A 14,055-nucleotide genomic window follows, 5' to 3' on the forward strand; every position below is an offset into this window, starting at 1 on the left:
AGAATCAAATGAATAATGAATTTGACAGAGGATATCAACAAATTCTCAAGTCAAATACATCATTTGTATCGAAAGGGGTTTGATTATGACAAGAATCTTTTCGCGGTTTATTACGGTATGCATTGCCGGGGTGCTGCTGACGTTTGGGTTTCTGTCCGGATTGGGACATGCGGCTGCCGAAGAGGTGCAATCAGCTGTCGAATGGTCCAGGGATTACGGAAGCAACTCCACCGGGAAAGGAGTGATCTCGACTTCTGACGGCGGCTACTTAGCCTTAGGAAGCATATACGAGAAGGAAAAGGTTGGACCGGAGGATTGGCAGTGGTCTTTGTTTCAAAAGTCCTATATTCTGAAGCTTGATGCGGAAGGACAGGTGGAATGGGAACAGAAACTGAAAAATAATTCGGACAACAGCACGGCATATCTGGCCATTGAACCAAAAGACGGAGGATACCTTGTTGTAGGTTCAGCGAGGGGAGACGGTGAACCCATCCACCAGTTGTTCATAGTCCGATTGGATTCATCGGGGAATGTGCTGTGGGAGAAGGCTCTGGTCAATGACGGATTCTCTAATACCCCCGAAGCTATTGTCGAAACGGACGACGGCAGCTTTTTAATTGCCGGCACAGGGATTTCAAGAGGTGTCGCCTATGAAACACCGAATATTACAAAAATCGATAAAAACGGAGAGACGCTGTGGTACAAAAGGTACCGTTTTTCGGGTACTGCCGACTCTATATACGATCTGATCCCCGCGACTGACGGCGGTTATATCGCTGTTGGCTTTGGAGGCAATGTCGAATATGAATCGAAAGAACTTGATGCGCTGCTGATGGTGAAGATTGATGATCAAGGCCAACAGGTCTGGTTGAAACAATTCGCTGACCCAGGCAGCCGCTGGACTGGCCAATCGATTATTGCTTCGGAGGATGGAGGTTATGTGATCTTAAGCTCCAAATATATGGATCGTAAACGTGTAACTGTTCTTACCAAAACCGATTCGAACGGACAGGTACAATGGGAGAAAACATATCGCGATGGTACGAATTCCGAATCCTTTAATCGCCTGCTCCAGACAAAAGACGGCTACGTCATGTTGGGAGGACATACTACTAAGGGCGCTTTGGATTGGAGACAGCAATACAATGTGGTAAACGTGGACGCGTACGGCGGGTTTATCAGCAGGGAATTGTTTAAGGGGGCTCCAATTTACAACATTGGGACCGCAGCAGCAACCCCTGACGGCGGCTTTATTTTCTCTGGAACCGTTTTGCGGGGGGACGACAATAAATTTCAGCTGATGAAGGTATCTCCTTCCGAGGCCCGGCCGCCAGCGGAACGTACGCTAACGGGTATCTCGTTTACGGATAAGGAGAAGAAATTGAAAGCAGGCGCAAGCGTCACAACCGTGCTTCAAGCAGTTTATTCCGACGGGGTCAAGGATGATTTGTCCAGCGCAGCAGTATACATCGCGGGGGACAGCGCCATCGCAGATGTCGATGCATTGGGCCGGATCACGGGGCATATGCCGGGACAAACCTATGTCGAAGCAACGTATGAGGGTTTCACTGCCAGAATAAACGTCACGGTATTCCCTGAAGATACGGACGAATTCGATCCCGTCTTCGGGTCTATCAAACTGGATTCGGGCGAGTATTCAGTTATGGAAGGCTCGAGTCTTGATCTGAAGGTCACATTCTATGACTATAACACAAATACGGAAACCGACATCACCAAGCAAACAACGTTTATCAGCGATAATCCGGACATTGCCGAAGTAGATGAGGAAGGAAATCTGATCGGCCATAAACCGGGAGAAACCATAATCTATGCGAAGTATAAGGGAAGCATGACATATGCCAGCGTGATGGTCGTTCATGCACCTGTGTCAGAATAATTCCGGTTGACGAAAATTAAATGAAGGTCACAGCCTCAGCAGATAATTGTGCTGGAGTTGTGACCTTTGAATGAACACATCCTCCAGCGGGAGCGGTTCATATTAGTTATTGCACCCTTGGGTGATATACGGGGAACGTCCCAAAACCATATAATATATTAGACACTCTTGTCCCCACACATTTCATGTCTATATAAGATTCGCCCTGATTACCACGTAACGATCACGAATTTAATAAGTCTGATGCTGAAACCTTTTTCCAGCTCTCAAGTCCAATTAAATTTAGTATCCGTTCTTTTTCCAAATCGTCAAATTTGTCGGTATCCTTTTTAAGACTCCCTTCAAATTCCTTCATGTACTGCTTATTACTCGTGTCCGTAACGTACATATAATACACATCTTGGATGGTATCTCCGTTCCGAAATTGAAACTGAAAGACATACATTTGCTCTATTTCTTGGGTTTCAGGCAACGGTTCAAACTCTCCACGATGTGCCCATTGTGCAGCAGTCTTTAGCAAATCAGGATCACTTTGTACATTGATCAACTCAGGCTGAACGCGATGGGAATCGTTACGGTACAAATAAATATTTACCATCTCCAACGAGCCGGATTCTTCTTCTATTCGATCCTGGTTTTTCGGCGAACAGGAGGTTATGAGCAACGTAACAAGAAGAAGATACAACAAGACTATTTTTTTGTTCATATAAAACACTCCTACACATCATCTTCACTCAAGTACGTATTTTCCGTAAGAGAGAATTTGCATTACACCATATTTTAACATAACTTCTTCCATGGACTCGCACATTTCCGGTTGACGAAACCAAAATCCGGAAGTATAATCAAATCCATATTAAACTTATAGGAATTATTAAATATTAAAAAGATACCGACCATTCAAATGGAGGTCACAGCCTCAGCAGGATATTCTGCTGGAGCTGTGGCCTTTTATTTTTGATCCTATTTTTGAAGGCTAGGTGAGTTGAAGCGATGAGAAAGCTCATGTCCAATCCATTGATCGGAAAATGTTTGCCTTGGGTTCTCCCCATCTTACTAATCGTTGTGTGGGCCATATTATCCAATCTTGATGTGATATCGAGGAAAATCCTCCCCCTGCCTCAAGACGTTTTATTTTCTTTCAAAGATTTGCTGTTATCAGGAAAGTTAATCGAACACGTCTCCATCAGCTTTCAAAGAGCATTCATAGGTTTCTTAATCGGCGGGGGAATCGGCCTTGTACTGGGCTTCATCAACGGCTTATCGCCCATCGCTGAAAAATTGTTGGATACCACGATTCAAATGGTACGCAATGTTCCTCATCTGGCGATGATTCCTCTAGTCGTCCTATGGTTTGGCATTGGCGAGGAGTCGAAAATATTTTTGGTCGCGATCGGCGTGTTATTCCCGGTCTACATCAATACCTTGCACGGCATCCGATCCGTGGATAACGGATTGATCGAAATGGGCAGCGTATACGGGCTGCGCACCGCTTCGCTCTTCTGGAAAGTCGTTCTGCCCGGCGCCCTGCCTTCCATTCTGGTCGGACTCCGCTACGCTTTAGGCATCATGTGGCTCACCCTGATCGTATCCGAGACGATTGCTACGAATTCGGGCATCGGCTTTCTGGCCATGAATGCAAGAGAATACATGCAAACCGATATCATTCTGCTGACCATTGTGCTGTATGCCTTATTTGGAAAGCTGGCCGATTCCATCGCCAAACTCTTAGAGAGGCGGTTCTTACGCTGGAACCCGAATTATCACAACTAAGCCCTGAAAGGATGTGTCGACCCTGAAATCCTCTACCCATGGTGTGCATCTTCGTATAACCCAATTACAGAAAAGCTTTGGCGAACAGCCTGTACTTCGAGGCGTTGAGTTAGACGTGAAGCCTGGAGAGTTCATAGCCATCATCGGGCGAAGCGGCTGCGGGAAAAGCACGCTATTGCGCGTCATCGCCGGATTGGAGCCCGCCACGTCGGGAGGCGTATGGATCAATGACCATCCGGTCCACCATGTGCATGCCGAGACCCGGATGATGTTTCAAGATGCCAGGCTGCTGCCCTGGAATAAGGTCATCGATAATGTAGCGATCGGACTTCGAAAAGAAGATCGTCATAAAGCCGAAGCCGCTTTAGAACAGGTTGGGCTCGGTGCCCGGGCCAATGATTGGCCGTCCTTGCTCTCCGGCGGTCAGAAGCAGCGCGTCGCCTTAGCCAGAGCGCTCGCCAGCCAGCCCAAACTATTGCTGCTCGATGAGCCTTTAGGCGCGCTGGATGCATTGACCCGCATTGAAATGCAGCAATTGATCGAATCACTCTGGCAGCAGCAGCCATTTACGACCGTCCTGATTACGCACGATGTCGAAGAGGCTGTCGTCTTGGCCGATCGCGTGGTCCTCATTGAGGAGGGCCGGATCGCGATGGATCGAGCCGTCTCTTTCCCGCGCCCCCGTCAACGGGGAAATGCCGAAGTGGCCGCATTCATCGATCACATCCTGAAACGGGTCTTGGGCATAACCGAAGTGACAAGCCGTCATGAAACAGAAAGCCTCCCCTATCCCTTAAAGAAAGGTTCATAGGTGTCTAACGCCATCCCGCTCGGGAGGGAATTCCATAACCATTTCTTGAAGGAGGTGGATCACAAGCGAGCGTTTGACCGGACGTGAAACCGTAAGAAAAACGTCTATCGACGTACTTTCAAAGAAGACAGACCGCGTTTAGCGGTAGTTTCTCTTGCGATACCAGGCAGCAGATTCTCCGAAGTTTATACGTTCTGATATCTAGAAAAAGAAAGGAGCTATAGAAACCATGCCCAACATCGATAGTCCGCAAGAAATCGTAAAAGAAATTAGGATTACCCGCTGCCCCGTTCCGACAGCAGCCAGTTTGGCCCTTGACCTCGGGCTGCTTGATCAGGAGCTTGAAAAGTCCGGATGTACGGCAGCGGAGCTAACGCGAGACACCCGTCAAGCTTTGCCTGATGCGCATTTTAATCACACCTTGCCATTCCTGGTGCGGGAAGGAGGCAACATTCCGGCTTTATGGGCACGCTCCACCGGGAGTGATACGCGGCTGATCGGGCTAAGCTGGGTCGATGAATACCAAGCCATTCTTACCCTTCCCGACTCGGATCTTCAGGAGCCTGGCGATCTGCACGGAAGACGGATCGGAATTCCTCGTCATGGATATTTGGAGATCGATTTTCGAGCGGCCCAAGCGCTTCGCGGGTTTCATAATGCGCTCTCGCTGGCGAATCTTACGCTGGATGACGTCAACATCACCCATCTTGAAGCGGTTCGTGAAGGAAGAAGGGATTCGTGGAATACCGAAATCGAGGCGCTGCAGCGGCGTGAGATCGATGCTGTTTTTGTCAAAGGAGCTACCGGGCTGGAGGTTGCCCGTACGGTCGGGCTTAAGGAAGTGATCGAGCTCGGGTTCCATCCGGATCCGCTGGTGCGAGTCAACAATGGCGTGCCCCGAACCGTGACGGTCGATACGGCCTTGACGGAGCAGGAGCATATCGTGGAGCAAATTCTCACTTCTCTGCTTCGTGCCGCTGATTGGTCCAAAGATCATCCCGAGGATTTCATTCGGGTCGTTACGAAGGAAACCGGCGCTTCCTCCGAATATGTAGCTTCCGCATATCGCAATATTTCCCTTCGACCGTCACTGCGTGAAGACTATTTAACAGCACTTGAAGCCCAGAGCAGATTCCTGTTCGAGCATGGTTTCCTCCCGAATCCCGTAAACGTATGGGACTGGATTCTTCCAGAACCGTTAGCCGCGGCTGAACAAAACATTGCCAAAGGAGTGTCCCTCACATGACTCAAACGAAAGCAGACGTAACCATCGGCGTTCATCCTAATAATCATTCGTTATTCGTATTGCGCCGCTTGGGCTTTTTGGAAGAGATTCTTAAAGACCTTAACGCATCCGTTGCCTGGGTTGATTACACCGATGGAGCAAGGACGCCGCTGCGGATCGCTTCCGGTGAAATCGACTTCGGCGGTACAGGGTCTACCCCGCCGTTAACCGCCCAGGCATCGGGTATCGATATCGTATACGTTGCGGTATCGAATCCTCGTACAGCCAGCGGAGCCTTGGTCGTGCGCAAGGAATCGCCGGTGCAATCCGTTGCCGATTTGAAAGGCTTGCGCATTGCGCTGTCCGAAGGGTCCTGGCATACGAGTTTTCTGGCAACCGCACTCGATAAGGCAGGTCTTCTATATGATGATGTCGCTCGTGCGGATGTAGGCAATGCGGGGGCGAAAGCACTGCTGGCCGGAGAAGTGGAGGCTTGGGTCGGCAACGATCCGCAGCTGACGGAGCTGCATAACAAAGGTCTCATTCGCACGCTGGTGCCGCTTGAGTCCCATATCTCCCACCGTTCCGTATGGTTTGCCAGCCGGGATTTTGCGACGAATCAGCCGCAGCTGCTTAAGGCCGTCGTTGAAGCGCTGCAGCAAGCAGATCAATGGATTCAAGACAACACGCGCGAAGCGGCGGAGCTGTTTGCCCGGGACCTGCCCGATTGGCCATCCGCGGATTCATGGGAAGCCGCGCTTCAGCGGAGACCTTGGGGGCTGCAGCCGATTACCGAGGAGTTCATAACCGAACAGCAGCGGGTTGCCGATCTGTTGGCAAGGCAGCATATTTTGCCGAAAAGCATTGTCGTTTCCGATGCCGTTCTGCCCGTACCCGTAGAAATTGGAGGAGAATAGCATGGCTGCACACCAAGAGAACGTTGAAGTGTATTGGTATTTAACCGCGCCGGATGGCCGCAGTCCTTGGTCAACGGAGGGCGCGCGCAAAATCGATTTGCCTTACCTGAGGCAGATTGCCTCGGCTGTCGACCAATTAGGATTTACCGGCGCCTTGCTGGCAACGGGCCCGCATGATACGTGGGTGCTGGGCTCCTCCCTGATCTCCAGCACGAACAATATGCGTTTTCTCATCGCTGTCCATCCGCCGCTGATTTCCCCCGTCCTCGCCGCGAAAATGACGCAAACCTTCGATGATTTCTCCGGAGGACGCGTCCTATTAAACATCGTGAACGGGAACACGGCGCAAATTCGCGCCTATGGATCAACGCTTGGGCATGATGAGCGTTATGCCTACACGGATGAATGGATTCAGGTATGGAAGCAAGCGGTAGCCGGAGAAAGCCTGGATTTCCATGGCAAGTACATTACCGCCGAAGGCAAAGCCTTGCAGCTCACCTCCACGCAGAAGCCAACGCCGCCCCTGTGGTTCGGCGGTTCGTCGCAAGCGGCTCACCTCACGGCCGCCAAGCACATCGATACGTACCTGAGCTGGGGCGAAACGCCTCCGCAGGTCGCCGAGAAGATCCAAGATCTTCAAGCTTTAGCTGCTGAGCAAGGCCGTACGATGCGGTATGGCATCCGGCTGTATCTGATCGTGCGCGATACGGATGAGGAAGCTTGGCAAGAAGCGGACCGGCTGCTCAAGACGATGGATCCGCAGACGGTGGAGCATATGCAAACCATTCTTCGAAACAGCGATTCGGTGGGGCAGCAGCGCATGCTGCGCAATCACAACGGCCAAATTCCTAAAGACGCGCGGGAGCTCGAAATTTATCCGGATTTATGGGCCGGGATGAGTCTGGTACGACCAGGTCCGGGCACCACGATCGTTGGCAGTCCGGCAACCGTGCTGGCGCGCATAAAAGAGTATCAGGATGCGGGCATTTCAACGTTTATTTTCTCCGGTGTTCCGCTGCTTGAAGAAGCTTACCGTGTAGGAGAATACATCCTGCCCCATCTGCGCGTGAACCGTCAGGCCGTAACGACGCCGAAGCTAGAAGAACAGGAGAAGGTCTTCACGTGGGCTCATAACATCCATTAAACGATCCGGCAAAAAGGGAAGTGTCCTATGCGAAAAATAAGCTTGCAGGTACTATTCATATTTCTGTTAGTTACGTTATCGGCTTGCGGTAAAGCCGGCCAAGCGAAACAAGCCAATGCCCAGGATGAGGCCGTCCCCGTTCGTCTTGGCATCCTGCGCAGTGCCCAGCCATTAAGTCTATCCGAGGAAGGCGGGCCCCTGTATAAAAGGCTGGAAGCAGCCGGAGCGAGCATTGAAAAAACCGGCGGTTTCGCCGCCATGTCGCCGGCGATCGAGGCGTTAAACGCCGGTTCGATCGACATCACGATCGGCTCGATTACGGCAGCCATCAGCGCCCTTGTCGGGGGCTCCTCGGAATTTACGATTTTTACGAAGCAGCCTGGCGATCAAAATAATCAAGGCATTGTGGCCAAGCCGGAAGCCGGCATCAAGGGTCCTTCCGACCTTCGGGGCAAAAGAATCGCCGTCAACCGCGGCGGCACGGGCGAATACTTACTATATAAAGCGCTGGAGAAAGGCGGACTCGATGCGAGCCAAGTCGAGATCGTCTATCTTCCGCCAACGGAAGCGGGGCCTGCCTTTGAAAGCGGGCAAGTTGACGCTTGGGCGACATGGGGGTCTTTTACGGCCGTGGCGCTCGTCGATTTCGGTGCAGAGCTGGTCATTTCCGCAGGCGACATCGAATCCGAGAACGATACGGTGTATATTGTGCGAAACGGCTTCCTGAAGGAGCATCCTGAGCTCGTCCATGAAGTGTTCGAAGGCTTGAATGAAGAGTCCGCGCTTCTATCCGGCGACGCCGATCACACTGTCCAATTAATTCAGGACATCCAAGGCGTCTCCGAGCCTGTGGCTCGTCAGCAGCTGGAAGGCTCTTTATACCCGTTTGACCCGATTGATGACACCGTCCGCCAACGTTGGCAAGCGGTCGCCGATTATATGTTTGAGAAAGGGATTATTCCGAATGAAGTGGATGTCCTGTCCAATACGGTGGATGTGAGGACATTGAAGTGAAGCCTCTTGAGGAAGGTTAGAGGAGCGGTGAGCGTCGAGCATTGCTCGGTAAACTAAAACAAGAGGAACTTCATTTGGCGGTAGGGCAGTCATGACCCTGGTCACGTTTAATATTGAAAAAGGCAAGGAGACTAAGCTCCTTGCCTTCCCGTTTAAAGCCCCTTCCTTATCATTGCGGGACAGGAAAATTTACGGCTTGTACTCAAAATCGGGAATCGAATGCCACCGCTTTCTCAGCTCGTGTGCAGCGGCTTTTGGTTTGCGGTCGCGGGTAAATACGCCTTTTTTGTTTCCTTGAACCCGAATGATATTTTGACTTGTATGGAAGTCGGCGAAATTCCATACGTGTTCCCCGGCGAAATTTCTGCATTCGTCAAAGACTTCGTGATTCGCCTGCAAAAATTTGACCTGAAACTCCTCGGTGAACATGACGGGATCGACATCGTGAAACCCGGCGATCGTATCCGCGCCGTATTCCGTCATGATGATCGGTTTGTCCGGGCAACGTTTGTTCCAGCCTTCGAGTTCGCGGCGGAGCTTGGCCTGAGCCAACTCCCACTCCCCGCCTTCCACATACCAACCGTAGTAGCGGTTTAAGCACAGGACATCCGCCAGATCCGATACCTTGCAATCTTCGGGGCTGCCTTCCTGCAAGGTCACTACCGTGACGGGACGCTGCTGCGGATCGCATTCCTTCGCCAGCCGGAACAGCGGTTCAAAGTACTCATACGCCCCGTCCTCCGCCGTTGCCGGCTCGTTGGCGATTGACCACATCACGACACAGGCGTGGTTTTTGTCCCTCGCAATCAATTCACGAATGGCCTCCCGATGCGCCTCGCCGGTTTTGATTTCCTTCCACGTATTCCGTTTCGGGCCCTTTGCATGAATCGCCATGAAATTCAAATGCAAGCCGACAGCTGCCACCTCGTCGATCACGACAAAGCCTTCCCGGTCGGCTAGCCGCATGAGCTCTTCCGAGTACGGATAATGGGACGTCCGGAACGAATTGGCGCCGATCCATTTCATCAAGCGAAAATCCATCACGTTGGCTGCCTCGTTGAATCCCCTGCCGTGAATCGGGGAATCCTCGTGCTTGCCGAATCCTTTAAAGTAGAACGCTTTACCGTTGATGAGGAACTTTCCTTCTTTCACTTCCACCGTTCGAATCCCGAAGGGCTGCTCGTATTCGTCGATCTTCTCACCATGTTGCAGCAGCTCGATTTTCAGCCTGTACAAGTAAGCGTTCAGCGGCTCCCAGAGCTTCGCTCCCGTGATCATTAATTCGCCTTCCGCCCCCTCTCCACTCGCGACAACGACGCCGTCCTCATCCAGGATTCTGACCTTTGTCTCCACCGTGCCGCTTGCAGCCACCGAATAATTCACCAAGGCGGATCCATCAGACTGCACGCCGGATACGATCTCGACATCCCGAATGTAGACCCAAGGCGTCGTATAGATTTTGACCGGCCGGTGAAGTCCCGCATAATTAAAGAAATCAAAATTCGGACGATTGCGAACGATTTTGCCGAGTCCTTCAACCTCCTGCTCTGAATAGTTGCCGACGGGCAGCGTTGATTCATCAAGCACGTTACAGACCGCAACGGTAAGCCGGTTTTTCCCTTCGGTTAACCATTCGTTGATTTCGGTCTCGAACGGCGTAAACCCGCCCGCGTGCCCGGCCGCCAAGCGGCCGTTGACGTACACCTTCGCCTCATGCGTGGCCGATCCGAATCGGAGAACGATTCGCTCTGTGGAAAGCATGCTTGGAACGATGAATTCCCGCTCATACCACACCCAGCCGACATGATCTCGAATTTCGGCGCTCACGCCCACATCATTGTATGAGGAAGGTACCGCCATCGGGATCGTATCCGAAAGCGGACGTTCCTGCCATTTCTCGGCGAATCCGTTGCCGGAATCAAGTTTAAAATTCCATATTCCGTTTAAATCGAAGACCGTCCGGGATGCGGTCATAATGGGATAAAGCATGAGCTTCCCTCCTACTTGGAATCGATGATTTTTTGAATGCGTTGCTGTGCGTTTTTTACGGTTGTATCAAGATCCTGGCCCGACAGCATCATCGCGTCGAATTCTTCGACGAACACTTTCTCCAGCTCCGCATGGAACGGCACCGCGACCGCCGCCGTCGTTTGTTTTGTATGTTCAAGCACGTAGAGCAAAGATTCCTTGTCGATCATTTCCGGGGTTTTCGTGCCGGCGATGATGTTATCGACGACTTCGTCCATGTTCACCTTTTTCCAGGAAGGAAAGTACTTCCCTTGAAGGGCGATTCCCTCTGTCGTATACCAACGGATAAACGTGTACGCTTCTTCTTTATGCTTCGATTTGCTATAGATCCCCAGCACATCACCGCTGACATTGCCCGAAATTGGATCTTCCTTATTCACCTTCGGAAGGGGAGCGAAAACCGTTTTGAATGTCGCCGGCACTTGATCCGTTCCTCCGGTTTCCGGAACCAGGAATGATCCCATTGAAATCATGCTCGTTTCCTGATTGAAATATTGGGGGCGATAGTTCAATTTTTGGCTGATGACTTCCGAATACGGCGTCACGAAGCCCTCCTCCTCCCCTTGCAGCCGCAGCTCCAACGACTTGCGAACGCTCGGCGTATCCGCGTTGGCTGCCGCTCCGTCGTCCGTGGTCAAGTTCGCTCCGACCGCTTGATTCATGCTCTGAACAAAGTATGCTTGCGTGGACCAACTATGGAAATAAGTTCCGTATCTTGTCTTGCCGGCGTCGGTTTTTGTCATCGCCTTGGCATACTGCATATATTCGTCCCACGTCCAATCCTTCGGAAGTTCAAGCCCCGCCTCTTTGAGATGGTTTTCATTGATGAACACCAAGGGGAGAACCGATTTGCCCGGCAACCCGTACGTTTTCCCCCCAATCCTGGTATCTACCGTATACTCGTCAGCAAGGACTGCACCTTCTTGCTCCAGATAGCCGTCGATCGGTTCCAGCATGCCGAGTTCCATACGCTGGCTGAGGTAATTCATGTTGCTGAACATTACGACGTCCAGCGCTTCGCCGGAGGCCGCGGCGAGATCGAGCTTCTTGTAATATTCGTTGGAATTGTTGTCTTCCGCGGATACGAATTCCACTTTGATATTGGGATGTTTTTTTTCGAATTCCGCGATGGCAACATCCCAGTTGTCGGTCTTCTTCGGATACCAGGTATGCAGTTTGATGGTCACTGTACCGTCCGCTGCGCTGCCGTTCGAACCGGCCCCCTGGCTTTCTCCCGAACCTGAAGCACATCCTGATACGATGAGCGAAAGGATGGCCGCAGCAGCGAAAAAGCGCTTCCAATTTCTTTTGAACATGTGAATTCCCCCTTGGTATATGATAATAAGCGTTCCAAAAAAACCAGACGATGACGGTTTGAACTACTGTTAGATCGTTTATCCTTTGACGCTTCCTGATGCCACCCCTTCTATGACTTGTTTTTGACCTATAATGAAAATAATCAGCAGCGGCAGGATTGCGGATACGGCTCCCGCCATCATGAGCGAATAAAATTCGCCGTTAAAATCGGCAAATTTACGAATGCCGAGCTGCAGCGTGAACAGTGAATCTGTGCGCAGGAAGATCAGCGGGTTCTGGTAGTCGTTCCAGGTCCAAATGAAACGGAGAATCATGTAGGTCGAAAGCGCGGGTTTGACCAGCGGCAGCCCGATCCGGAAAAAAATTCTCCAGTGGTTCGCGCCGTCGATTCTTGCGGATTCGATAATCTCGTTATGAACCCCCATGAAAAACTGGCGCAGCAAAAACGTGCCCAACACCCCCGAAGCGCCCAGCAACACGAGGCTCATGTGATTGTCAAACAATCCGAGCCAGCGAAACATAATGAATTGCGGAACAAGGATGGCTTGATGCGGAATCATGTACGTAGCCAATACCAGTATAAAGACCGCATCCCGTCCTTTGAAATGAACCTTGGAAAAGCCGTAAGCCGCCATGGCGGAGATGACCAAGGATAATGCAGTCGTCAGTAAAGTCACCTTGATGCTGTTCAGATAATAAAGCCCGAACGGGATGCTCCCCAGCCATACCTGGCTGTAATTTTCAATGACTTTCCACGTACTCGGGATCCATTGAATCGGATAAGTCATCACCTCAAGCTCTGGCTTGAACGATGCCGACAACATCCACAGAAACGGCAGGATAAAGAAGATCCCTGCGATGCCCATCAGGGCCGTAATGATGACCCGGTTCAGTCGAATGGATTTCATGTTTAACGGCCTCCTAGTAATTTACCCACTTCTTCTGTCCTACCCATTGGATCAAGGTGATGAACAGTATCAGAATCAACAGAACAATCCCCATGGCGGATGCATACCCGGATTCCAGATTCACGAAAGCCTCTTCATACAGATAGAAAACAATAACGGATGTCGAACCAGCCGGCCCTCCGTTCGTTAGCACCATAATCAGATCAAAAACCTTGAAAGATCCTACAACCCCTGTAATCAACAGGAAAAAGGTTGTCGGCGACAGCATAGGCAGCGTAATTTTGAAAAACTGGCGTATCGGCGAAGCTCCGTCCACTTCGGCCGCCTCATAAAGATCCTTCGGAATGCCTTGCAGTCCGGCCAAATAAATGATCATGTTAAACCCTAGCGAAGTCCAGATCATGATGATCATGACGGCCATCAGCGCGTAGTTCGGATCCGCCAGCCACATCGGTGGGTGATCGATACCGATCGACCGTAAAAAGCCGTTAATCGGTCCGCTGTTCGGATGGAACAGCACCCTCCAAAGCAAAGCGATTGCAACAATACTAGAAATAAACGGCATAAAATAGATGACTTTGAAAAAGCTCTTGAAGTACGTCCCCTTGTTAATCAGTGCCGCGAGCACCATCGCAATGAACATGGACACCGGAACGACCGCGATCAACACGATGTTATTTCGCAAGGAACGGTGAAACGCTTCATCCCGAAACAACTCCGTGTAGTTGTCCCACCCGACGATGTTCAGCCCCCCAATGCCCGCAATGAAATTCCAGTCCGTAAAACTGATTACCCCCGACAGCACAATCGGGATGACGACCAAGGTCATCGTCAAGACCAGCATCGGTAAAATAAATAAATATCCGGTAACGTTCTCATAAAACGCTCGTCTTCGGATCACCCTCATCACCTCTTTTACATTCTCTATTTTTTCTCATTATAGACATCGGTGTATCCGGTGCACATGAAACGATTTTTTCTAATCGGAAAAGATTTTTGCGATATTTTTTCCCGCATAGAA

12 protein-coding genes are annotated in these 14,055 nt (G+C 50.9%); 7 read left to right on the forward strand and 5 right to left on the reverse strand.

Annotation, left to right across the window (positions count from 1 at the left end):
• Window positions 1–85 precede the first annotated feature (85 nt).
• The gene (locus tag MKX76_RS17560; protein ID WP_213614888.1) at window positions 86–1,897 is read left to right on the forward strand and encodes an Ig-like domain-containing protein; all 1,812 of its coding nucleotides are present in this window, start codon (window positions 86–88) and stop codon (window positions 1,895–1,897) included.
• A 223-nt stretch (window positions 1,898–2,120) separates the two neighbouring features.
• Here the strand turns inward: MKX76_RS17560 and MKX76_RS17565 are convergent, their stop codons facing one another.
• Window positions 2,121–2,603, reverse strand: coding sequence for a hypothetical protein (locus MKX76_RS17565; RefSeq protein WP_232239257.1), 483 nt, complete (start codon window positions 2,601–2,603; stop codon window positions 2,121–2,123).
• A gap of 287 nt (window positions 2,604–2,890) precedes the next feature.
• On the opposite strand from MKX76_RS17565, the gene ssuC reads away from it, so the two are divergent.
• From ssuC to MKX76_RS17595, 6 genes are all read left to right on the forward strand, one after another.
• Window positions 2,891–3,670, forward strand: coding sequence for an aliphatic sulfonate ABC transporter permease SsuC (gene ssuC, locus MKX76_RS17570; RefSeq protein WP_028404389.1), 780 nt, complete (start codon window positions 2,891–2,893; stop codon window positions 3,668–3,670).
• A gap of 13 nt (window positions 3,671–3,683) precedes the next feature.
• Window positions 3,684–4,481, forward strand: coding sequence for an ATP-binding cassette domain-containing protein (locus tag MKX76_RS17575; RefSeq protein WP_028404390.1), 798 nt, complete (start codon window positions 3,684–3,686; stop codon window positions 4,479–4,481).
• Between the two features lie 229 nt (window positions 4,482–4,710).
• Window positions 4,711–5,727: an ABC transporter substrate-binding protein gene (locus MKX76_RS17580; RefSeq protein ID WP_028404391.1), complete on the forward strand. Its 1,017-nt coding sequence runs from the start codon at window positions 4,711–4,713 to the stop codon at window positions 5,725–5,727.
• Window positions 5,724–6,623, forward strand: coding sequence for an aliphatic sulfonate ABC transporter substrate-binding protein (locus MKX76_RS17585; RefSeq protein ID WP_028404392.1), 900 nt, complete (start codon window positions 5,724–5,726; stop codon window positions 6,621–6,623). The genes MKX76_RS17580 and MKX76_RS17585 overlap by 4 nt, the downstream gene beginning before the upstream one ends.
• A gap of 1 nt (window position 6,624) precedes the next feature.
• Window positions 6,625–7,767, forward strand: a complete 1,143-nt coding sequence (locus tag MKX76_RS17590) for an LLM class flavin-dependent oxidoreductase (RefSeq protein WP_028404393.1) — start codon at window positions 6,625–6,627, stop codon at window positions 7,765–7,767.
• A 27-nt stretch (window positions 7,768–7,794) separates the two neighbouring features.
• Entirely contained in the window at window positions 7,795–8,781 is a 987-nt protein-coding gene (locus tag MKX76_RS17595; RefSeq protein ID WP_341034308.1) for an ABC transporter substrate-binding protein, read from the forward strand.
• 189 nt (window positions 8,782–8,970) lie between these two features.
• Here the strand turns inward: MKX76_RS17595 and uidA are convergent, their stop codons facing one another.
• From uidA to MKX76_RS17615, 4 genes are all read right to left on the reverse strand, one after another.
• Window positions 8,971–10,770, reverse strand: a complete 1,800-nt coding sequence (gene uidA / locus MKX76_RS17600; RefSeq protein ID WP_028404395.1) for a beta-glucuronidase — start codon at window positions 10,768–10,770, stop codon at window positions 8,971–8,973.
• A gap of 11 nt (window positions 10,771–10,781) precedes the next feature.
• Entirely contained in the window at window positions 10,782–12,125 is a 1,344-nt protein-coding gene (locus MKX76_RS17605) for an ABC transporter substrate-binding protein (protein ID WP_028404396.1), read from the reverse strand.
• 78 nt (window positions 12,126–12,203) lie between these two features.
• Window positions 12,204–13,034 (reverse strand): carbohydrate ABC transporter permease, encoded by an 831-nt coding sequence (locus MKX76_RS17610; RefSeq protein ID WP_077569614.1) that lies wholly within the window; start codon window positions 13,032–13,034, stop codon window positions 12,204–12,206.
• Window positions 13,035–13,047: 13 nt separating this feature from the next.
• On the reverse strand, window positions 13,048–13,941 hold the full coding sequence (locus MKX76_RS17615) for a carbohydrate ABC transporter permease (protein ID WP_340897215.1): 894 nt from the start codon (window positions 13,939–13,941) through the stop codon (window positions 13,048–13,050).
• Between the last annotated feature and the right edge of the window lie 114 nt (window positions 13,942–14,055).

Origin of the sequence: Paenibacillus sp. FSL R5-0810 (assembly GCF_038002285.1) — a bacterium.
In the GTDB taxonomy this organism is placed as follows: domain Bacteria; phylum Bacillota; class Bacilli; order Paenibacillales; family Paenibacillaceae; genus Paenibacillus_AQ; species Paenibacillus_AQ lactis.

Bases quoted from the DNA above. Each gene is read 5' to 3' on its own strand.
- MKX76_RS17560 (WP_213614888.1), top strand. From the start codon at position 86: ATGACAAGAATCTTTTCGCGGTTTATTACGGTATGCATTGCCGGGGTG.
- MKX76_RS17565 (WP_232239257.1), bottom strand. From the start codon at position 2,603: ATGAACAAAAAAATAGTCTTGTTGTATCTTCTTCTTGTTACGTTGCTC.
- ssuC (WP_028404389.1), top strand. From the start codon at position 2,891: ATGAGAAAGCTCATGTCCAATCCATTGATCGGAAAATGTTTGCCTTGG.
- MKX76_RS17580 (WP_028404391.1), top strand. From the start codon at position 4,711: ATGCCCAACATCGATAGTCCGCAAGAAATCGTAAAAGAAATTAGGATT.
- MKX76_RS17585 (WP_028404392.1), top strand. From the start codon at position 5,724: ATGACTCAAACGAAAGCAGACGTAACCATCGGCGTTCATCCTAATAAT.
- MKX76_RS17590 (WP_028404393.1), top strand. From the start codon at position 6,625: ATGGCTGCACACCAAGAGAACGTTGAAGTGTATTGGTATTTAACCGCG.
- MKX76_RS17595 (WP_341034308.1), top strand. From the start codon at position 7,795: ATGCGAAAAATAAGCTTGCAGGTACTATTCATATTTCTGTTAGTTACG.
- uidA (WP_028404395.1), bottom strand. From the start codon at position 10,770: ATGCTTTATCCCATTATGACCGCATCCCGGACGGTCTTCGATTTAAAC.
- MKX76_RS17605 (WP_028404396.1), bottom strand. From the start codon at position 12,125: ATGTTCAAAAGAAATTGGAAGCGCTTTTTCGCTGCTGCGGCCATCCTT.
- MKX76_RS17610 (WP_077569614.1), bottom strand. From the start codon at position 13,034: ATGAAATCCATTCGACTGAACCGGGTCATCATTACGGCCCTGATGGGC.
- MKX76_RS17615 (WP_340897215.1), bottom strand. From the start codon at position 13,941: ATGAGGGTGATCCGAAGACGAGCGTTTTATGAGAACGTTACCGGATAT.